Source organism: Pseudoalteromonas sp. JSTW, assembly GCF_013423925.1.
Taxonomy (GTDB): Bacteria; Pseudomonadota; Gammaproteobacteria; order Enterobacterales; family Alteromonadaceae; genus Pseudoalteromonas; species Pseudoalteromonas lipolytica.
Map to the genome: position 1 here is coordinate 1,971,509 of NZ_CP058972.1, position 20,455 is coordinate 1,991,963.

21 protein-coding genes are annotated in these 20,455 nt (G+C 42.0%); 5 read left to right on the forward strand and 16 right to left on the reverse strand.

All coding sequences use genetic code 11. The annotated features are described in order from the left end of the window. Nucleotides 1-14 precede the first annotated feature (14 nt). The 3 genes from rsmF (at nt 15) to GZH31_RS09040 (ending at nt 2,579) form a co-directional block, all read left to right on the forward strand. A complete protein-coding gene (rsmF, locus tag GZH31_RS09035) occupies nt 15-1,454 on the forward strand; it encodes a 16S rRNA (cytosine(1407)-C(5))-methyltransferase RsmF (RefSeq protein ID WP_180310881.1) in 1,440 nt (479 codons plus the stop codon). A gap of 310 nt (nt 1,455-1,764) precedes the next feature. Then, a complete protein-coding gene (locus tag GZH31_RS20000; RefSeq protein ID WP_257473644.1) occupies nt 1,765-2,013 on the forward strand; it encodes a polysaccharide deacetylase family protein in 249 nt (82 codons plus the stop codon). After that, nucleotides 2,004-2,579 carry a polysaccharide deacetylase family protein gene (locus GZH31_RS09040; RefSeq protein ID WP_257473645.1) on the forward strand — a complete coding sequence of 192 codons (576 nt, stop codon included), beginning with the start codon at nt 2,004-2,006 and terminating at the stop codon, nt 2,577-2,579. The genes GZH31_RS20000 and GZH31_RS09040 overlap by 10 nt, the downstream gene beginning before the upstream one ends. Here GZH31_RS09040 and GZH31_RS09045 read toward each other — a convergent pair. From GZH31_RS09045 to yceD, 14 genes are all read right to left on the reverse strand, one after another. Next, a complete protein-coding gene (locus tag GZH31_RS09045) occupies nt 2,576-4,429 on the reverse strand; it encodes an alkaline phosphatase D family protein (protein ID WP_180310882.1) in 1,854 nt (617 codons plus the stop codon). The two genes, GZH31_RS09040 and GZH31_RS09045, sit on opposite strands and share 4 nt — an antisense overlap. A 2-nt stretch (nt 4,430-4,431) precedes the next feature. Then, nucleotides 4,432-5,211 carry a TatD family hydrolase gene (locus GZH31_RS09050; RefSeq protein WP_180310883.1) on the reverse strand — a complete coding sequence of 260 codons (780 nt, stop codon included), beginning with the start codon at nt 5,209-5,211 and terminating at the stop codon, nt 4,432-4,434. 12 nt (nt 5,212-5,223) lie between these two features. Then, nucleotides 5,224-5,550, reverse strand: coding sequence for a PilZ domain-containing protein (locus GZH31_RS09055; protein ID WP_036967997.1), 327 nt, complete (start codon nt 5,548-5,550; stop codon nt 5,224-5,226). Between the two features lie 8 nt (nt 5,551-5,558). Continuing rightward, on the reverse strand, nt 5,559-6,452 hold the full coding sequence (locus tag GZH31_RS09060; protein WP_118844363.1) for a DNA polymerase III subunit: 894 nt from the start codon (nt 6,450-6,452) through the stop codon (nt 5,559-5,561). A 1-nt stretch (nt 6,453) separates the two neighbouring features. Further along, nucleotides 6,454-7,080, reverse strand: coding sequence for a dTMP kinase (gene tmk, locus GZH31_RS09065; RefSeq protein WP_036967991.1), 627 nt, complete (start codon nt 7,078-7,080; stop codon nt 6,454-6,456). 15 nt (nt 7,081-7,095) lie between these two features. Continuing rightward, a complete protein-coding gene (gene mltG, locus GZH31_RS09070) occupies nt 7,096-8,076 on the reverse strand; it encodes an endolytic transglycosylase MltG (protein WP_074989391.1) in 981 nt (326 codons plus the stop codon). After that, nucleotides 8,073-8,885 (reverse strand): aminodeoxychorismate lyase, encoded by an 813-nt coding sequence (pabC, locus tag GZH31_RS09075; protein ID WP_180310884.1) that lies wholly within the window; start codon nt 8,883-8,885, stop codon nt 8,073-8,075. Before pabC ends, mltG begins: the two co-directional genes overlap by 4 nt. A gap of 59 nt (nt 8,886-8,944) precedes the next feature. Then, nucleotides 8,945-10,183, reverse strand: coding sequence for a beta-ketoacyl-ACP synthase II (gene fabF / locus GZH31_RS09080; RefSeq protein WP_036967982.1), 1,239 nt, complete (start codon nt 10,181-10,183; stop codon nt 8,945-8,947). Nucleotides 10,184-10,300: 117 nt separating this feature from the next. Next, a complete protein-coding gene (gene acpP, locus GZH31_RS09085) occupies nt 10,301-10,537 on the reverse strand; it encodes an acyl carrier protein (protein WP_016707440.1) in 237 nt (78 codons plus the stop codon). A gap of 238 nt (nt 10,538-10,775) precedes the next feature. Continuing rightward, nucleotides 10,776-11,522: a 3-oxoacyl-ACP reductase FabG gene (fabG, locus tag GZH31_RS09090; protein ID WP_036967976.1), complete on the reverse strand. Its 747-nt coding sequence runs from the start codon at nt 11,520-11,522 to the stop codon at nt 10,776-10,778. A gap of 11 nt (nt 11,523-11,533) precedes the next feature. Next, the gene (gene fabD, locus GZH31_RS09095; protein WP_180310885.1) at nt 11,534-12,460 is read right to left on the reverse strand and encodes an ACP S-malonyltransferase; all 927 of its coding nucleotides are present in this window, start codon (nt 12,458-12,460) and stop codon (nt 11,534-11,536) included. A 71-nt stretch (nt 12,461-12,531) separates the two neighbouring features. Then, nucleotides 12,532-13,560, reverse strand: a complete 1,029-nt coding sequence (gene plsX, locus GZH31_RS09100) for a phosphate acyltransferase PlsX (protein ID WP_036967971.1) — start codon at nt 13,558-13,560, stop codon at nt 12,532-12,534. A gap of 11 nt (nt 13,561-13,571) precedes the next feature. Beyond that, on the reverse strand, nt 13,572-13,742 hold the full coding sequence (rpmF, locus tag GZH31_RS09105) for a 50S ribosomal protein L32 (protein WP_036967969.1): 171 nt from the start codon (nt 13,740-13,742) through the stop codon (nt 13,572-13,574). Between the two features lie 10 nt (nt 13,743-13,752). Then, complete coding sequence (gene yceD, locus GZH31_RS09110) at nt 13,753-14,277, reverse strand: 23S rRNA accumulation protein YceD (protein ID WP_036967966.1); 525 nt, start codon at nt 14,275-14,277, stop codon at nt 13,753-13,755. A 141-nt stretch (nt 14,278-14,418) separates the two neighbouring features. Here yceD and GZH31_RS09115 point away from each other — a divergent pair, with 141 nt between their 5' ends. Continuing rightward, nucleotides 14,419-15,027, forward strand: a complete 609-nt coding sequence (locus tag GZH31_RS09115; protein ID WP_180310886.1) for a nucleoside triphosphate pyrophosphatase — start codon at nt 14,419-14,421, stop codon at nt 15,025-15,027. Here GZH31_RS09115 and GZH31_RS09120 read toward each other — a convergent pair. Both GZH31_RS09120 and rluC read right to left on the reverse strand, forming a co-directional pair. Further along, nucleotides 14,963-15,655, reverse strand: coding sequence for an HAD family hydrolase (locus GZH31_RS09120; RefSeq protein WP_180310887.1), 693 nt, complete (start codon nt 15,653-15,655; stop codon nt 14,963-14,965). The two genes, GZH31_RS09115 and GZH31_RS09120, sit on opposite strands and share 65 nt — an antisense overlap. After that, nucleotides 15,642-16,610 carry a 23S rRNA pseudouridine(955/2504/2580) synthase RluC gene (gene rluC, locus GZH31_RS09125; RefSeq protein WP_180310888.1) on the reverse strand — a complete coding sequence of 323 codons (969 nt, stop codon included), beginning with the start codon at nt 16,608-16,610 and terminating at the stop codon, nt 15,642-15,644. The genes GZH31_RS09120 and rluC overlap by 14 nt, the downstream gene beginning before the upstream one ends. A gap of 622 nt (nt 16,611-17,232) precedes the next feature. On the opposite strand from rluC, the gene rne reads away from it, so the two are divergent. Further along, the gene (gene rne, locus GZH31_RS09130) at nt 17,233-20,448 is read left to right on the forward strand and encodes a ribonuclease E (protein WP_180310889.1); all 3,216 of its coding nucleotides are present in this window, start codon (nt 17,233-17,235) and stop codon (nt 20,446-20,448) included. The last annotated feature ends 7 nt before the right edge of the window (nt 20,449-20,455 follow it).

Sequence of the window (20,455 nt, forward strand, 5' to 3'; positions counted from 1 at the left end):
TTGAGAGCCCTTTCGTGGACGCTAATACATTTATTCCCGATTCATTTATTGATGATGTAAAAAGCTACCTTCCTGCACATTTATCCCTAGACGATTTTATTGCTGCCTGTAGGCGCCCGCTCAGACGCTCTGTACGCGTTAATACATTAAAGATGTCTGTTGAAGAGTTTCAGCGCCAATGCGCACGCAAAGGCTGGGAGTTAACGGCCATTCCGTGGTGCGAAGAAGGGTTTTGGTTAACGCGACCAAGCGAAGAGGAATCCGCTCTTGCCATAGGCAATACTGACTTGCATTTAAGTGGCGCTATGTATGTACAAGAAGCAAGTTCAATGCTCCCCCCGGTTGCACTTAGAACAGAAGTACAGCACAGCGATGCGGTACTTGATATGGCGTCGGCGCCGGGTTCTAAAACATCACAAATTGCCGCCATGATGAATAATCAAGGGGTTTTAGTCGCGAATGAATTGTCGTCATCACGCTTAAAAGTACTGGCTGCCACACTTAAACGCATGGGCGTGGGTAACTGTGCGCTGTCACATTTTGATGGTGTGATCTTTGGTGATTACATGTATGAATGCTTTGATAGCATTTTACTCGACGCACCGTGTTCTGGTGAAGGCACCGTTCGTAAAGATGCAGACGCCCTTAAAAATTGGTCCATTGAATCTAACATCGATATTGCAGCGGTTCAAAAAGCACTCATTAAAAGTGCGTTTTATGCATTGAAGCCTGGCGGTACACTCGTTTATTCAACCTGTACCCTAACCCCACTTGAAAACCAGCATGTTTGTCAGTATTTATTAGACACATTTCCTAACTGTGTTGAAGTACAGCCACTTGATTGTTTATTCGAAGGGGCAAATAAGGCGACAACCCCTGAGGGCTACTTACACGTATGGCCACAAACATACGATAGCGAAGGCTTCTTTATCGCAAAATTCAAAAAAGTAGCCTCAGTTGATAACCCGAATCAAAAAGTCAAAAAAGGGGCATTTCCATTTACGGCGTTTGATAAAAAACAAAGCCAAGCATTTATGCAAACAATTAAAAAACAGTTCGGTCTAAAATCACTGCCAGGCAGCTTAATGCAGCGTGACAAAGAACTTTGGTTATTTCCTGAATCCTTTAATGCACTTCAAGATAAAATCAAATATTCCCGCTTAGGAATCCAAATTGGTGTGATCCACAAAGGGGGTGTGCGCTTAACGCATGAGTTTGCCACAGTATTTGGCCAATATTGCGATAAAAACACTTATGAAATGACAGCTTCTCAAGCAAATGATTACTTCAATGGTAAAGATATCCGTCTTGAGAAACCGGTTCAAGACAATGGTGAAGTTGTGTTATTGCTGTGTGGCTGTCCCGTGGGTTTAGGTAAATGGCAAAAAAATAAAATTAAAAACTCTTTACCACGCGATCTCGTGCAAAATACCCAGTTGATAACATGGGTATAACATGCGAATAAACGCTGTATAAACACGGTTCTACTTTGGGTAAACAAAGGTAACAACTTGATTTTAAATCAGTATAAAATTTGTACATTTATAGTGCAATTTTCATCTCATTAACTACACTTAAAAGTACTTTCTACTTCTCCCTACTGAATTTAGAAGGTGTTTTTTTAAAGTTAGCGCAGGCTCGCAAGAGCCACCCCCTAAGCCCAGAACAATGCGGATTCGTTCTGGGCGTTTTTTATTCAAAAGTCGCATAGCCAAACATAATCCTTTTTGATTTCATTAATAAAATAACTAAAAAGGATCCTCCATGTTAAAACCGCTGTGTGTATTACTTCCCGTTTTTATAAGCTTCCAAAGTATTGCAAAAAACAGCCAATACGAAGGCTTTAGCTATCCTAATAAGGCAAAGAACGCCATTAGTATTTCCTTTGATGATGCCAGACACAGTCAGGTAGACACAGGGTTAGCACTATTAGACAAGTATCAGGTTAAGGCCACCTTTTATGTCTCCCTTTTAATGTCAAAGAACGCGTTGAAAAATGGCAAGTGGCAGTAAAGTCTGGGCATGAGATAGCGAACCACACTACCAGCCATTTATGCACCGGCAATTTTGAGTGGTTGCGTAAACAGGGGGTTTCTCTTGAGCAAATTACGCTCAAAGGCATAGAACAAGATATTCTAAAAGCGCAAGACTATATCAAGCATACGTTGGGCATTGAACCAACCTCGTTCGCATATCCGTGTGGAAACACATTTGTAGGGCGTGGTGCTAACACAAAAAGTTATGTGCCTGTTATTGCCAGGCACTTCGAAACAGGTCGAACTTGGCTAGATGAAACCGCCAACAACCCTAATTTTACCGATTTTACTCAGCTTACTAGCTTAGCGATTGATGGCCTTACCTTTGAACAAATAAAAACCATGCTTGAGCAGCACCGTACAAATAACAGCTGGATTATTCTTGCGGGGCATGAGGTGGGTAAAAGCAGTCAGTACACCACAGACAGCGAAGCACTTGAGAAGCTTATCGTGTATTTACAAAACCCAGACAATGGTTTTTGGCTTGATACCGTGAGTAACGTGGCTAAATATGTAAAAGCTAACCGACAAGAAATTGATTAATGATCATTTAAATCAAATTCAGTAATTTGGTTATCAGCGTGAATAAGCTCATACTTTGCAAGCAACCCGTCATTAAGTTCAATCAAGCTGATAGCCGCATTACTTACAAGGTATTTTTGCCCGTCGCCTTTAGTTTGATGTTTATCAACTTCCATCTGCCAGCGCTTAGTAAAAAAATTAAGGGGACTTTTCGGGGCATATAAAATTGAATCAAGCTTATCGAGTACGTTAATAAGTTTTCGCGGGAACTCATTTTTAATACCACTGGCCGTTAATTGCCAAATACGGTTTTTATGTTTCCCAAAGCGCTTTTGAACAGAAAAACAAAATGAATAATGGACATCGCCAGAAAGAATTAATGTTTCTTTCGGTGTATCTTCACGCCGAAATGTATCGAGTAACTTTTTAGCAGAGCCTTCGTGAGCCATCCAGTTTTCAACATCAACTAATAAAGGCTGACCACAAAAATTAAACATAGCCTGAATCGCTTCTATTGATTTCACCCCAAATACGGGCGCTGGAGAAACGATAATAACCTTATCATGCGAAAGTAAACTTTCTTCAAGTTCGGTTAAGCGTTCCCAGTCGAGTAAACCTGAAGGCTCATTAAAGTTTTGCTCATTACGCCAGCGATGGGTGCGCGTATCAAGCACCACCACTTTAGGAATGGTATTGAGCTCGTAATGCCAATAATTGAAATTGAGGATCAGCTTATCGAACTCTTTGAACTGCCATGTTTGGCCGTCAAAGCTTTTTGTGAACGCAGATAACAAAGACAGCGTTTTTTCACCCGCATCATTACCAATTCCTTGCATTAACCAATAACTTATTAAGCCGTTATTAACGATTCGTCGGCTGACTGGGTGTTGATAGATAGCGTGCTCCCACCCTGCCGTTAAATTCCAGTCATCTGTAACATCATGGTCGTCAAACATCATCAGGGTTGATACATTAGCAAACAACCGCTGTGTTTTATTCAACCCATCCGCAAAGCCAAGGAGTGCATCCTTTTCAAGCTGAAATTGCGTGGCTTGTTTAGGCGGCAGTGTTGGGCAATCTGTCTGTGCAAAATCAATTAGCTGCCACGAAACAGCACTAAAGTTAAGTATATAAAGTGCAATGAACTCTTGAAAATGTACTAAATGATTTTCAGCTTTTAAACTAGAAAAATGAGGCTCATCTTTTTTAAGCCAATAACCGACTCCCCATTTGCTGCGATTTTGCCAAGGCACTTTAGGTAAATAAAGGTGGCGACTATAAAGCTGTTCGCTAAAACAAGCGGGTAAATTGAGCTTAAGCGGCGGCTCTTTAAAGATCCCAAACAGCGTTATGATTTTTTCTATCGCCAGTAACATCGGCCCTGCAACATCATCTGCGTATACTTGATCACCCGATAACAAAAGTAAATCAGCACCCGCGCTTAGCGATTGTCGCTGCTCATTTTGCCACGTGTCGGCTGCCACCAAACTATCTTTAGCAGGATGATGGGGGTTACGGCACGAACCATGTAAGATTTTATCGAGTCTATTAGGAATTACAAATGCAGGAAAATCGGCACGTTCGTAGCAAAATGCAGATAAATCGAGGCTTTTATCACGATCATGAAGTGAATAATAGATCAGTGAATCAACCCCAAATGGCTGTGAGGTTGGTAAAACAATGACATAGTGAAGAAAGAGAGCCTCGCCTAATTGAATGACCTCATGATGACAGGTAGATTCAAGGCCCTCAAACTCAATTCTATAATCACTATTTCGGGTTGTTACAAACTGAAAACAAACTTGATGAGGATCTGCACGGCGTACCATAGGCCCCATAATAAGTTGAGGTAAATTTGATACGCCGGTCATTGTTAAGCCCTTTTTACTTGCTTAAACAGTGAATAGAAATTATCTGTCGTGGCGTTAGACAATTCGTTAAAAGTAAGCCCTTTTAACTCAGCAATATAATACGCAACGTCTTCTACATACGCGGGTTGGTTTGTTTTTCCACGGTATGGTACAGGAGCTAAATAAGGCGAATCTGTTTCGATTAAGAGCCGATCTAATGGGATTTTCTTCACAACGTCTTTTAGTTCAACGGCATTTTTAAATGTGACAATGCCTGAAATCGAAATATAAAAGCCCATATCAATCGCTTTCTTAGCCATATCCCAATCTTCAGTGAAACAATGCAGTACACCACCACATTTTTCAGCATTATGAGCGCGCATCAGGTTAATTGTGTCCTCACGCGCATCTCGAGTGTGAATGATAAGGGGTTTGTTAAGCTCATTAGCAACGTCTATATGCCCAACAAAGCTCTCTTGCTGAACGATATGCGTTTCTTTTGAGTAATAATAATCAAGACCTGTTTCACCAATTGCAACGACTTTATCGTGAGTAGCAAGGTTGATCAGTCGATGTTTATCAAGTGCATCTTTTTGATCAAGAGGGTGTACGCCACACGAAGCGGATACATCTGGATAATCTTTAATTTTTTCAAGCATGCTTGGAAACTGCTCCAAAGTCACACTAACACATAAAAAGTGTTCGACTTGCTTTGCACGTGCGTTTTCAAGTACTTGGTCTAAATTAAGGTCGAGTTTGTCGAAGTCAAGACGGTCTAAATGACAATGAGAATCTACAATCATGGTACTACTTTTTTACATGGTATACGTCGGATTGTCAGAGTTTAACATAGTACCCAGCAGTTTTTCGATCTTGGCATTTAAATTGGTTTTATCGTCGATAAAGCTTATACCAATACCTGGCGGATTCGAGCTTTGTGCACCTTGTGGGGTTATCCAAGCAACCTTCCCAGTAATTACGTCATCTTCTAAAGCATCTGGTAATGTCACTTTTAAAGCCAATGAATGCCCCATTTCAAACCGCATATTAGTACGTACAAACAAACCACCATTTTTTATGAAAGGCATGTAACAGCGATATAATTCTTCTAAATCTTCGATATCTACTAATAATTCTTGCACAATATGTCCTAATTATGGCTTTCACGTAAAGAAAACGCTAGTTGCGAAATGGCCAGCGGCATATTCAAACCAAGCACATGTGAGCTGTTATAAATAAACTCAGAAATTGCAGATTGCGCTTTTTGATAGCTGAAAAAATCCATTCCCAATACTAATTGCGTTTTTAGATGCTCAGTTAAAAACAAAGTAAAGACATTAACCAAACTTGTATCTTTATTCAGTATGTCGACTAACGCACTGAAATTATGGCTGTCTTTTATCTCAGTTGCAAATTTATAGAGTGTATCAATAGACTCTAATTGCTGTTCATTTTGCCATTGTTCTACAAGGAGTGGTTGTTGCGAAAACAAACCTAACCAAGAATAATTAGGAATATCTAGGGAGGCTAACCATTGTGTCGTAGTTTCTATATTAACTTTCACTTCGTGCACAGCACAACGACTGAGTATGGTCGCAGGTAATTGCGCGATTTGTTCACAGGTTAATAATAGGTAGCGGTGTAAACTTGGCTCTTCAAGCGTTTTTAATAGCGCATTGGCAGCGGCTGTGGTCATTTTATGGCACTGCTCAAGTACAACCACCTTATTACCGTTTTGAGCAGCTGAATGGTTTATAAAATCGGTAATATCACGAATTTCATCAACACCGATCGTTTGCCCGTCTACTTTAACCACCCGTTTATCGGGATGCGTGCCTGCTTGATTTAACAAACAACTTTTACAATGACCACAGGCAACCAAATTATTGGCTGAGGCACATAACAAACCATCAGCTAACTGCTCTACTAAGCGCTGCTTGCCAACCCCTTTATCACCATTAAACAATTGCGCATGGTGAAAACGATGCTGAGAGTAGCTCTGTGCTAACTGCTGTTGTAAGGGTTCAAGCCAAGGCAATGGCATATTATTTTAAACTCTCAAAAAAGGTATCAAGTACCGTGGTGATGGCAGCATGCACTTCAGGCATCGCTTTATTTGCGTCAACAGTTTGAATACTGGGATCATGTTCAGCAAGTGCCAAATAACGCTCACGTGTACGTTCAAAAAAGCCGAGCGCTTCTTGTTCAATTCGATCAAGTTCTCCGCGTCCCTTCGCACGTGCAAGTCCCACAGCAGGGTCAATATCTAAATATATTGTTAAGTCTGGCTTTAAGCCTTTTAAAACCATATCAGCCAAAAAAGAGAGTTTTGATTGCTCAATACCACGACCACCCCCTTGGTAGGCTTGCGATGAGAGATCATGACGGTCTCCCAGTACCCAGGTCCCTTTATCGATTGCAGGTTTAATAACATTCGCAACAAGTTGAGACCGTGCAGCGTACATAATAAGCAATTCTGTCTCACCCGTTATTTGCTCTTCATGGGCCTGTTTTACAATGTGACGTAGTGCTTCCGCCACAGGGGTACCACCTGGCTCACGTACATTAATAAATTCAACCTGCTTGTGCTGTAGGTAAGCTTGGCACACGGCGATTGCCGTTGATTTTCCAGCCCCTTCAAGACCTTCAATCACTATAAATTTCGCTGTCATATGACTCTATTCTGGTTATTTGTTTAATTGGTACTGCTGCACAGCACGATTATGCTCTTTCAATGTTTTTGAAAATTGATGGCTCCCATCGCCTTTCGCCACAAAATAAACATACTCTGACTCAGGCGGATTCACCGCTGCAAGTAATGCCGCTCGCGATGGCATGGCAATCGGCGTTGGCGGCAGCCCTTTAATTTTATACGTATTATACGGTGTGTAAGTGGTTAAATCTTTACGTTTAATATCACCATCAAAGTCGGCTCCGATGCCGTAAATTACCGTTGGGTCTGTTTGTAAGCGCATATTGCTCTTTAACCGATTCGTAAAAACAGCCGATATTAAGGGCCTTTCACTTGCAAGCCCTGTTTCTTTCTCGATAATTGAGGCAAGTATTAGTGCCTCATACGGTGAGTTCAAGATTAAATCGTGTGCTCTATTTTGCCACGCATTATCGAGCTCTGTTTGCATTTTAGAGTAGGCACGCTTTAATACACTGCTGGCCGTGTCTTCACTATGATAGTGGTACGTATCAGGGAATAACCAACCTTCTAAATTTTCATCTTTATTGCTAATTTGCTTTGCTAAATTCTCTTCATCAAGGTCTTGCTTTAAATGAGTTTGCTTAGCAATGTTGGTAATTACTTCTCTCAGTGGTTGCCCTTCAATAATAGTAAAACTAAAGCTGACTTGAGCGCCTTGATTAATGCGGCGAATATTATCGATTACAGAGGTAGAATCAAGCTCATACAAGCCTGCTTTTAAATCCGTTAAGGTCGGGTCTAACTTTGCAAGCACCTGAAATTTAAAACAACTGTCAAGCCATTGCTTACTTTGCCACTGTTTGCATAATTGATTAAATCCTGTTCCGCGGTCCACTTTAAACAGAGTGCTGTTAGTAACATTTAATGGCATACTCAATGCTGCTTGAAGTTGTTGATAGCCAATACCACAACATAGCAATGCTAATAAAAGCACGCTAACAATGACTTTTATCACACATTCTCCTTGGCAAACTGGGTCGCTAATAATGCTTTACTTCGAGTAATGTCAAACTGTGTATCCATAATGGCTGCAACAGGCACAACACCCATTAAGCTATTACACATAAAAACCGCATCCATCGCTAATAACTCTTCTACGCTAATTTGTTTAAACTCAATTGCTAACTTAGCACATAACGATTTTAGGTAAACCCCAGTAATCCCACAGTTATTTAATTGTGGCGAAAAAATCTGTTCATTTTTTATCGCAAATAAATTAGCAGCAGAGCTTTCTATTACATTGTCATTAATATCAAGCACCACAACATCGTCGCAATTAAGTGTGTTCATTTGATTTTTAATGAGCACTTGCTCGAGGCGGTTTAAGGTTTTTAAACCAGCAAGCACAGGCTGATGTGCAAGTTTAATACTGCTTATAGCGAGTGAAACCCCCTGCTCTTGCCATGTTTTATAATGTGCAACAGCAGGTAATACCGTGATAAGAACTTGAATCGAAGGCGCTTCAGGTAAGCCGTAACCTCGGCCGCCACTGCCGCGGGTAATAACAATTTTTAAAATGCCTGATTGCATATCGCCTATGGCCTGAAGCGAGGCATTTTCTATTGCCATGAAATCTAAAGTTGGGAATGCTAAGCGCGCTGCACATTCTATTAAACGGGCTTTATGTAATGGCCAGTGCTCTATACTGGCATCATTAATGCGAGCCGTCGTGAAGAAGCCATCACCATAGTTAAGACCACGATCTTGAAAGCTGACCATGGTGTGGTCGTTGGTTATAATTATTGTTTGTTTAAATTTACTCATATAAAAAAGCCCAGTTAAACAACTGGGCTCTTCTTAATTTAGTCCGTTGTTACCGGCAATTATACCTTTTTAAATAGCAACGAGCCATTAGTACCACCAAAACCAAACGAATTACACAGTGCATAATCCAATTTAGCGTCACGTGCCGTGTGCGGTACATAGTCTAAATCACACCCTTCATCAGGGTTATCAAGGTTAATTGTTGGGCTTACTTTTTGGTCTTGTAAAGACAAAATAGTAATAATAGACTCAACAGAGCCCGCTGCACCTAACAAATGACCCATCATTGATTTAGACGAACTAACCATCACATCTTTTGCTGCATCACCAAAAATTGATTTAACAGCCGATGTTTCAGCTTTATCACCTGCATGCGTTGAAGTACCATGCGCGTTAATGTAGCCCACTTGGTCAGCATTTACTTGTGCATCTTTCAACGCATTTTCCATAGCAAGTGCTGCCCCAGCGCCATCTTCTGGCGGTGAGGTCATGTGGTAAGCATCACCACTCATACCAAAACCTACAAGCTCTGCATATATGTTTGCACCACGCGCTTTTGCATGCTCATACTCTTCCAGTACGATAACACCTGCACCATCGGCCAGAACAAAACCATCGCGGTCTTTATCCCACGGACGAGATGCGGCTTGTGGATCATCATTACGTGTTGATAATGCACGAGCTGCATTAAATCCGCCCATACCAATTGGCGTAGATGCTTTTTCAGCACCACCCGCAACCATCGCATCAGCATCACCGTATGCAATCATACGCGCTGCGTGGCCAATGTTATGCAAACCTGTTGTACAGGCCGTAACGATTGAGATATTAGGACCACGTAGCCCATGCATGATCGATAAGTGACCCGAAATCATGTTAATGATGGTCGACGGTACGTAGAACGGAGAAAGCTTACGCGGACCACTGTTTAATAGTTTTACGTGGTTTTCTTCGATTAACGTTAAACCACCGATGCCCGAACCCACTGCGACGCCAACGCGTGTCGCGTTTTCGTCAGTGATTTCTAAGCCAGAATCTTGTAGTGCTTGTACACCCGCTGCAATGCCATATTGGATAAACAAATCCATTTTTTTTGCATCTTTCGGTGACATGTAAGCTGATGCATCAAAGTCATTCAGCAAACCTGCGAATTTGGTGCCGAAACTTGAGGTATCGAAATGCGTGATAGTTTGAATACCACTTTTACCGTTTAACAAACCTTGCCAAGTAGATTCAACATCATTACCTAGCGGTGTCAACATTCCTAAGCCAGTTACGACGACTCGACGTTTAGCCACGGGTTGCCTCCAATAAGGAAATTATTTTAGGTGGGGTGTATACCAAAATATTCAGTATCATTCTTTAGATAGACTAAGGGCAGCCTAAAGCTGCCCTTAAAATCAAAATGCGATTGATTACTCAGCGTGAGCTGTAACGTAATCGATTGCAGCTTGAACTGTAGTGATCTTTTCAGCTTCTTCGTCTGGGATCTCAGTGTCGAACTCTTCTTCAAGAGCCATTACTAGTTCTACAGTATCAAGTGAATCAGCACCTAAGTCGTCAACGAAAGAAGCTTCATGTTTTACTTCTTCTTCTTTAACACCTAGTTGCTCGATAATAATTTTCTTTACGCGTTCTTGGATGTCGCTCATTCTTCTTTCCTTTATTAAATACGCCAATGCGTTATTTTCAGATTGCGGCGTAGTTTACGCCGCATAATTCTGTGATTCAAGGATTTGCTGATAATTACTTATCTGGTCAAACCTCTTGATTGGTATTTGTTCATTTATCGCTTATTTTCATAGCGAATTCAAGTATGTTTAAAGCAAGATCACAAAAAATTCAACATTTTTCGATAATCTTTTGTTAGCACTTTGGTGCTAACATTCATTAAACCATGTACATCGCGCCATTTACGTGCAATGTTTCACCCGATACATACGCAGCTGCGTCAGATGCTAAATAACACACTGCGGCTGCAATTTCTTCAGGCTGACCTAAACGACCCGCTGGCACATTTGCAAGCGTGGCTGCTTTTTGCTCATCGGTCAGCTCATCAGTCATGTCTGTTTGGATAAATCCAGGCGCTACAACGTTAACCGTGATACCACGAGACGCCACTTCGCGTGCAAGTGATTTAGTAAAACCAATCACACCTGCTTTTGCTGCAGCATAGTTTGCTTGACCCGCATTACCCATCGTGCCTACAACTGAACCAATGTTGATGATACGGCCATTTTTCTTTTTCATCATAGGACGTAAAACAGCCTTAGATAAACGGAAAACAGAGCTTAAGTTGGTGTCAATAATGTCATCCCACTCGCCGTCTTTCATTCGCATAAGTAAATTATCGCGCGTAATACCCGCATTATTTACTAATACATCAATATCACCTAAATCAGCTTTGATCGCAGCAAGTGTTGCTTCAATCGACTCTGGATCAGTCACGTTTAACGCATAACCTTTACCATTATCGCCTAAGTACTCACTGATTTTTGCAGCACCTGATTCGCTTGTCGCTGTGCCCGCAACTTTTGCACCTTGTGCCACTAAGGTATTCGCAATCGCTTTACCTATACCGCGGCTAGCACCTGTGATAAGGACAACTTTGCCCTCAAGAGAAAATAAATTTGTCATTCTATTCCTACTTATTTCGCTTCATCAATCGTAGCTTGCGTGTTTACCGCTGCGCATACCATTGCTTTATCAATACGTTTAGCCAGACCCGTTAATACTTTGCCTGGGCCAAATTCATAGCTTTGTGTAATGCCTTGCGCTACAAGGGCCTGTACAGTTTCAGTCCAGCGTACTGGGCTGTATAGTTGACGTACTAGCGCATCTTTAATTGCTTCACTTGATTGCTCTGCTTTAACGTCAACATTATTAATTACATCACACTTAGGTGTATTAAATGTTAAAGCTGCTAAATCAGCGGCTAATTTTTCTGCCGCAGGTTTCATTAACTCACAGTGTGAAGGCACGCTTACAGCAAGCGGTAAGGCACGTTTTGCACCTGCTTCTTTACACGCTTCTGATGCGCGCTCTACCGCGGCCTTGTGGCCTGCAATAACAACTTGACCAGGTGAATTATAATTAACTGGTGAAACCACTTCGCCATTAGCCGATGCTTCACATGTGGCTTTAATTTCATCATCACCTAAACCGATAATAGCTGCCATAGAACCGGTACCCGCTGGTACTGCTTCTTGCATATATAAACCGCGGTTTTCAACAAGCTTGACGGCTTCGCTTAAACTAACAACGCCTGCACAAACAAGCGCTGAATACTCGCCTAAACTGTGGCCAGCCATAACAACGTCTGCATCAGGGTTTGCTGCTAACCATTGGCGGTAAATTGCCACACTGGCAGTTAACAAGGCCGGTTGTGTACGATGGGTTTGATTTAATTCTTCTTCTGGACCATTAAGTACAAGTGCAGCTAGATCATAGCCAAGCGCGTCTGATGCTTCTGCAAATGTTGCTTTAACAATATCAGAATCGGCTAAAAGTTCAGATACCATGCCCACAGTTTGTGAGCCTTGACCTGGAAATACGAGTGCAATTTTATGTGCCATACTTTGCTCTTATCATTAAACAAAAAAATAATTCTTTTGTAGGCAGCATAACAAGTTTTTTAAATGCTGCACTACTTTATTGTTGGATGTGTTTGCTCAAAAATCGCAGCGATTTTTTCAGGGAGTTGGCGTTCGACTTCCCGCACGGCTTCATCTATAGCAGCATGGAACGCCTTTGCAGAGGCATTACCATGGCTTTTAACAACAATACCGCGCAATCCTACCAGACTTGCGCCATTATACTGGTCGGGGTTCACCCGCTTGTAGAGCTTTTTTATCACTGGACGCAATAAAAACGCCAAACATTTGTATAAAAAATGTTTGTGTAAGGCTTTCGTTAATTTATGCATGATAAGTTTGGCAATCCCTTCACAGGTTTTTAATGCCACATTACCTACGAATCCTTCGCACACAATCACATCGGCTTTACCACTGAAAATATCGCTACCTTCACTGTAACCTGTGTAGTTGAGATATTTACATTGCTGCATTAGTTGTGCAGCTTGCTTTATTCCCTCATGCCCTTTGATGTCTTCAGAGCCAATATTTAATAAACTAACGCGAGGATTATCACAGCCAAGCGCTTGTCCTGCGACCACAGAGCCCATAATGCCAAACTGATAAAGTGTTTGCGCATCGCAATGCACATTGGCCCCTAAATCTAATAGATAAACGGGATCTTTTCGCTCAGTAGGGACGGCTGAAATAAGGGCTGGTCGTTTTACACCCGGTAGCATCTTTAATACATAATGCGCCATAAAAAATAACGCGCCAGTATTACCCGAGCTTACACAGGCTTGCGCTTCACCCGATTTAACTAAATCAAGGGCAACTCGCATTGAGGAATCTTTTTTTGAACGAACAGCTGAAGCGGGTTCACACGCATTAGTAACAACTTCACTACAATGACGAATGATTAATCGCGGGTGAGAAAGCGAATCAAGCGCTTCAAGTTCTTTAAGAATAACTTGCTGATTACCACATAAGATCAGTCTTAAGTTGGTATTAGCATTTACCGCTCTTACGGCGGCGGGGATAGATGAACGGGGGCCGTAATCGCCCCCCATCATATCTAACGCTATGGTTAGATTGGTCAGCATATAGCAATCTCTTAGTTAGAAATTACTTTAACGCCTTTATAGTAACCGTCAGCAGTTACGTGGTGACGACGGTGAGTCTCACCAGAAACTTGGTCTACAGTTAAAGTTGGACCACTGATCGCATCGTGTGAACGGCGCATGCCGCGTCTTGCACGAGACTTTTTGCTTTTTTGTACAGCCATTAGTCTTCTCCTAAGAATCTTTCTTAAGTTGTTTCAAAATATCAAATGGATTTGGTTTGTCATCTTTTGCTGATAATTTACCAAAGCTTGTAGGCTCTGATGAATAACTGCACGAGGCTTCGTTGTGTGTAGGCACTATAGGAATTGCCAAAATCAGTTCGTCTTCGATTAACTCAAACACGTTGATTTCGCCATTTTCGTCCAGTTCTACTTCATCGTAACCTTCAGGAAGATGATCTGACTCTGCATCCAAACCGACTGGCGAATACACAAAGTCTTGATCCAAATCCAACCCTAATTCACCATTGCAGCGTTGACAAGTTACGGTTACATGTACTGATAAATTACCACTTATCACTACTAAACCCTGGTCATCAATTTTGCAATGAATCTTTACCGCTATTTCACCTGCTTCTTCCTGCACAACTTGCTCTAAACGAGAAAGTTTTTCAAGCGGTACAATACCGTCATACGTTAAACGATGTTGTGCTGCTTTGCTGGGATGAAGAGTGATGGGAATTTTCACCTTTTGCATAGGGGCTGCATCATATAGATAGTTAGTTGGTTAGTCAAAGTAAAAAACCAATTTTAGTCGGTTTTTAACGATCTTCTGCTTTGTTTTCGGATTCATTGTGGCTTATCCTTGCCAAAAGACATTTTATACCCAGAATATTTTATGAAACCAACACTTATATTAGCGTCAAGCTCACCATTTAGACAGCAATTAATAACTAAATTAAATCTACCTTTTGAAAGTTTTTCACCTGATATCGATGAATCAGCGCTAGAAAATGAAACGCCCTCGCAACTTGTTAAGCGACTAAGTGAGCAAAAAGCGCGTGTCGCAGTTGAACATTTTACCAATGGCTTAGTGATAGGCTCTGATCAGGTGGCCGTTTTCAACAATAAAATACTAGGTAAACCACACAATAAAGAAAACGCCGTTGCGCAATTATCCGCATTTAGCGGCCATACTGTGAGATTCTTAACGGGTTTGAGTGTCTTCGATATAGAATCAAATAACGCAATCACGACGGTTGTGCCATTCGACGTGACTTTTAGAACACTAACACTTGAGCAAATTGGCGCATATTGCGATGCTGAGCAACCTTACAATTGTGCTGGCAGCTTTAAAAGTGAAGGATTAGGTATTTGCTTATTTGACAAGCTCAGTGGCGATGACCCAAATACACTTATTGGCCTGCCACTGATCACATTAACTAAAGTACTGGCTGAGTTTGGTGTTGATGTACTGACTCTTCAGCATGAGATGTCAACACGCTAAGTAACTGCCAATACGAATCAACGACAGTAATCGGCGCATGTTGTTGCAACTGTGCCTTACTGTGGGCACCAAAGCTCACACCAATACAGGCAATACCAGCGGCATTCGCCATCGCCATATCCAATTGGCTATCGCCAATCATCACAGCATCACTTTTCGCTATGCCCTGCTCGTGCAAAATTTGCTCCAGCATATCAGGGGATGGCTTTGACATAGCATCATCTGAGCATTTTACGTTCATAAAATACTTACCGAGGCCCGACTCATTAAGTAATCTATCAATACCTTCACGTCCTTTACCTGTAGCCACAGCCAATTGCACACCTGTGTCGCTTAGCTGATTTAATACCATTTCTACATCAGCGAATAACGGTGTAGGTGTGACATCTAGCTCACGGTATTGGGCTTTATAGCCAGCGACTAGTTCATCATTTAAGTGTAAATAGGCAGGAAAAAGTGCTTCAGTCGCTTTGGTTAGCGATAAGCCAATCACATCTTTTGCTTGCTGCTCTGTTGGTATATCGATACCAAGCTGTTTGGCAGTATTTTGCAAACACGTAACAATTTTCGGCACAGAATCCATGACTGTGCCATCCCAATCAAAAATAACCAGCTTAAATTTGTTCATTATCAGCACGTAGTTTTTTAATACAGTTACTTAACGCTTTGTCTAATGGCGCTTCAACATGCATCGTTGTTTCGTTTTTAGGGTGGATAAAGCGTAAATCATGCGCATGTAAAAACAACCGATTTAACCCCGTTAACTTATTAACGTATTGATCAAATTCAGCCACACCATATTTATCATCACACGCAATTGGGTGACCTTTGCATTGCGTATGAACACGGATTTGGTGAGTACGCCCAGTCACCGGCGACGCTTGCACCAGTGAACACTCTGCATAACGCTCTAGAACACGGAAACGTGTGTGCGACGGTTTACCTTCGGTATTGTCTACACGCACCACGCGCTCACCAGACTTTAAAGTATTTTTACGTAAGCCTTCAGTGACGTTTTTAGTTTTCGCATCCCATTGCCCATCAACCAGTGCCCAATAATTTTTTTCCATGGTTTTTTCACGCAACTGCTGATGCAAGTGTGTAAGCACAGAACGGCGCTTTGAAATAAGTAAACAGCCTGAAGTATCACGGTCAAGACGGTGAACCAGTTCAAGGCTGCGCTCTTCTGGGCGAAGTACTCGCAGTGCCTCGATTAAGCCATAACTTAAACCACTGCCGCCATGCACCGCCATTCCTGACGGCTTATTAATCACCATCAAGTATTTATCTTCAAATAAAATGGCCTCTTCAAGCTGTTTAACCTTATCTAGCTTTTTCGGCACAAATTCATCTTTTTCGGCCACTTTTATGGGCGGAATACGAATAACATCATCAAGTTGTAATTTATAAACGGGTTTAATGCGCTTTTTATTTACTCGCACTTCACCTTTGCGAAGAATTTTATAAACTGCACTTTTAGGCACACCCTTCAGGTGAGTAATAAGAAAGTTATCAATGCGTTGACCTAAGTGGTCTTCACCTATGGTAACAAATGATACTTGTAAGCCGGTTTTTTCTGACATTGCCTAATCACTGATTTAAGTAAATAATTTAGTTGCTAACGCGGTTGTAATAGTGGGATAATCACCGCTGCGAACATAAAGTTTGCAAGTAACAACGGTGCTTTTTACCACATTAAAACATTCGTGATGCATATTCTGGGTTGCCGATCATACAGATCCGCGCTAAGTTTTCCAAAGCTTTTATAATTACCCAGCCAACACGAGCGTTCAATTATCGGCGATGCGCGTAATATATTGCCTGCATAATTTGAGCACGAATGCTGATTAATGAATAGAAAAAGCAATTGAACAAGATAAATTGTCTGATAGTGACGACGTAACAACGTCATTCAGAGTAAGCTGTTGTAGCAAGACATTGAATTAAAATTTGAACATGGTCGACTTCGGAACAGAACTCGTAAATTAAAACCGTGAAAGACGCGGCAGTTTTGGCACCAAAAAGAATTTAATAACGTGACAACATGTTATTGTCAGCCACACCATAGACACGCTCAATGTAAGCGAACAACGTCGGTTTTTGATTTTAACCAGTCGTGAGATTGCACAAGAATAACCGTCAAAAACCACTGAACAGACGAAATGATATCGTCATGTCAGCGACAGAAATTAGTAGAGTAACAATATGAAACGTATGCTAATCAATGCGACGCAGCAAGAAGAAATGCGCGTTGCACTGGTTGATGGCCAGCGCCTGTATGATTTAGACATAGAGAGCCCAGGTCACGAACAAAAAAAAGCCAATATTTACAAGGGTAAAATTACCCGTATCGAACCATCACTAGAAGCAGCCTTTGTTGATTATGGCGCGGAAAGACATGGTTTCCTTCCACTGAAAGAAATTGCACGCACATACTTCCCACAAGGCTATACATTCCAAGGTCGTCCGAATATTCGTGACGTAATCAAAGAAGGCCAAGAAGTAATTGTTCAGGTTGATAAAGAAGAACGTGGCCAAAAAGGCGCGGCACTAACAACCTTTATAAGCGTAGCAGGCAGCTATTTAGTACTTATGCCAAATAACCCTCGTGCCGGCGGTATTTCACGTCGTATTGAAGGTGATGAGCGTACTGAACTAAAAGAAGCGCTAAGCCGTTTAGAACTTCCTAAAGGTATGGGGCTCATCGTCCGTACTGCGGGTGTTGGCAAATCATTCGAGGAACTAGACTACGACTTAAAAGCGCTTTTAGTTCACTGGGATGCCATTCAACAAGCTGCAGATAGCGGCCCTGCTCCATTCTTAATTCACCAAGAAAGTAACGTTATTTTCCGTGCTATCCGCGACTATCTACGTCGTGATATTGGTGAAATTTTAATTGATAAAGCCCGTGTTTTTGAAGAAGCTAAAGCGCATATTGAACGCTTTCGCCCTGATTTCATGAGCCGTGTTAAGCTTTATCAAGGCGATGTGCCATTATTCACACATTACCAAATCGAAAGCCAAATTGAGTCAGCGTTCCAACGCGAAGTTCGCTTACCTTCTGGTGGTTCAATCGTTATTGATCCAACAGAAGCGCTTACCTCTATCGATATTAACTCGTCAAAAGCAACCAAAGGCGGTGATATCGAAGAGACCGCGCTTAATACGAACCTAGAAGCCGCTGATGAAATTGCACGTCAATTACGTCTACGTGACTTAGGTGGTCTTATTGTTATCGATTTTATCGATATGACACCACCTCGCCACCAACGTGAAGTTGAAAATCGCCTAAAAGATGCTGCACGTCCAGACCGTGCTCGCGTACAAATAGGCAAAATTTCACGCTTCGGCCTTCTTGAAATGTCACGTCAACGCCTGCGTCCATCTCTAGGTGAAGCAAGCCAAGGTCCGTGTCCGCGTTGTAATGGTCAAGGCACTATTCGTTCAAACGAATCAATTGCATTGTCTATCCTTCGTTTAATCGAAGAAGAAGCAATCAAAGACAATACATCGCAAGTAAACGCACAAGTACCTGTTGCGGTAGCTGCTTACTTATTAAATGAAAAACGCCGTAGTGTGCACCGTATTGAAAAACGCCATAGTGTTGATGTGGTCATTATTCCAAATCAACACATGGAAACACCGCACTATGAAGTAGTTCGTTTACGCAAAGATGAAACGATTGAAACTGTTAGCTATGAGCAAGTCGTTGCACCAGAGCCAGAAGCATTTGAAATGGCTAAAGCACCCACAGCACCGGTTCGTGAAGAGCCTGTGTTAAAAGGTGTTGTTATGCCAACAAACCCAGCGCCACAAGCTGCTCCAAAAGCTGAACAACCAGCTCAAGAAGTTAAGAAAAGTGACGGTGGTTTATTTGCAGCCATTGGTAAATGGTTTAAATCACTCTTCAGCAACTCTGAAGAAGAGACTGAAAAAGAGCAAGAAGAGAAAAAAGCGGCACAACAGCGCAGCAACAACCGTCGCAATAACGACAACCGTCGCAGAAGCAATAACCAACGTCGTCGTAACAACTCTCGTAATAAGCGTCCTTCAGACGTTGAAGCGAAAGAAGAGAAACCGGCCACTACTTCAGCTCCTGAGCAAAAAGAAAGTAACGAAAACCGTAATAAGCGCCGTCGCAATTCGACTAACCGAAAGCGAAATGAAAAGCGTACTGATGACGTAGAAACAACGTCAACAGAGGCAGTTCAAGAAACGCAAACGGAGCAACCGAAAGAGACTAAACCTAAGGTTCGCCGTCAACGTCGTAATATTCGTAAGAAAGTGCGTTTACAAGACGAAAATGCCGAGGAAGTAAAATCAACTCAGAGCAGTGATACTGTTCAGGCTGAGAAAACAGACAAAGCAGCAAAACCTGCCAAACAGGCGAAAGAAGCGAAAGACGATGTAGTACCAGAGGTTAAATCTGAAACGCCTGCACAGACTGAGGTTAAAGCAGAAAAACCTGCAAAAGCTGACGTTAAATCGGTTAAAACAGAAGAAACCAACACACCGGTTGAGGAGCAAAATGTAAACGCTGAGTCAGTTGCTGATGATGAACAAGCACAGCCGCGCACACGCTCACGTCGTTCACCTCGTCACCTTCGTGCAGCTGGACAACGCCGTCGTCGTCCTGAGCAAGATGAAAAGCAAAATGAAGATAAAGGTGACACACCTGCCTTTATTCCTGTTGCGGATCAAGCTGCTGCTGAATATGAAGCTGAATTAAAAGCTAAACAAGCGCAAACTGAGCAACCAGTTGAAGCGCCTGAATCAGCTAACACTGATGAGCCAGTTAAAGCTGAAGAGCCAGTAAAAGCTGAAGAACCAGTAAAAACTGAAGAACCAGTGCAAGCTGACGAACCAGTAAAAGCTGAAGAACCAGTTAAAACTGAAGAGCCAGTACAAGCTGAAGAACCAGTTAAAACTGAAGAGCCAGTACAAGCTGACGAACCAGTAAAAGCTGAAGAACCAGTAAAAGCTGAAGAACCAGTACAATCTGAAGAGCCAGTACAAGCTGAAGAACCAGTGCAAGCTGAAGAACCAGTAACAACTGAAGAACCAGTTAAAGCTGACGAACCAGTAAAAGCTGAAGAACCAGTTAAAGCTGACGAACCAGTAAAAGCTGACGAACCAGTAAAAGCTGAAGAGCCTGTTAAAGCTGAAGAGCCTGTTAAAGCTGACGAACCAGTGCAAGCTGAACAAGCACCTAACAATGAAAGAACAGTGTTAGTTAAGGGTTCAGCAAGCGCTGCAATGGCAAAACCTGCACCAGTTGCAGACAGCGAGCCAGTACCAACACCAGGTGCTATGGCACACGATAAACGTGAAGCTATTCCAGACAGTGGTTTACGCGCAGGTTCAATTAAACCTGCCGGTAAAGCCCGTGCTGATATGGCTAAAACATTATCGGCTGACTAGTCTAGCT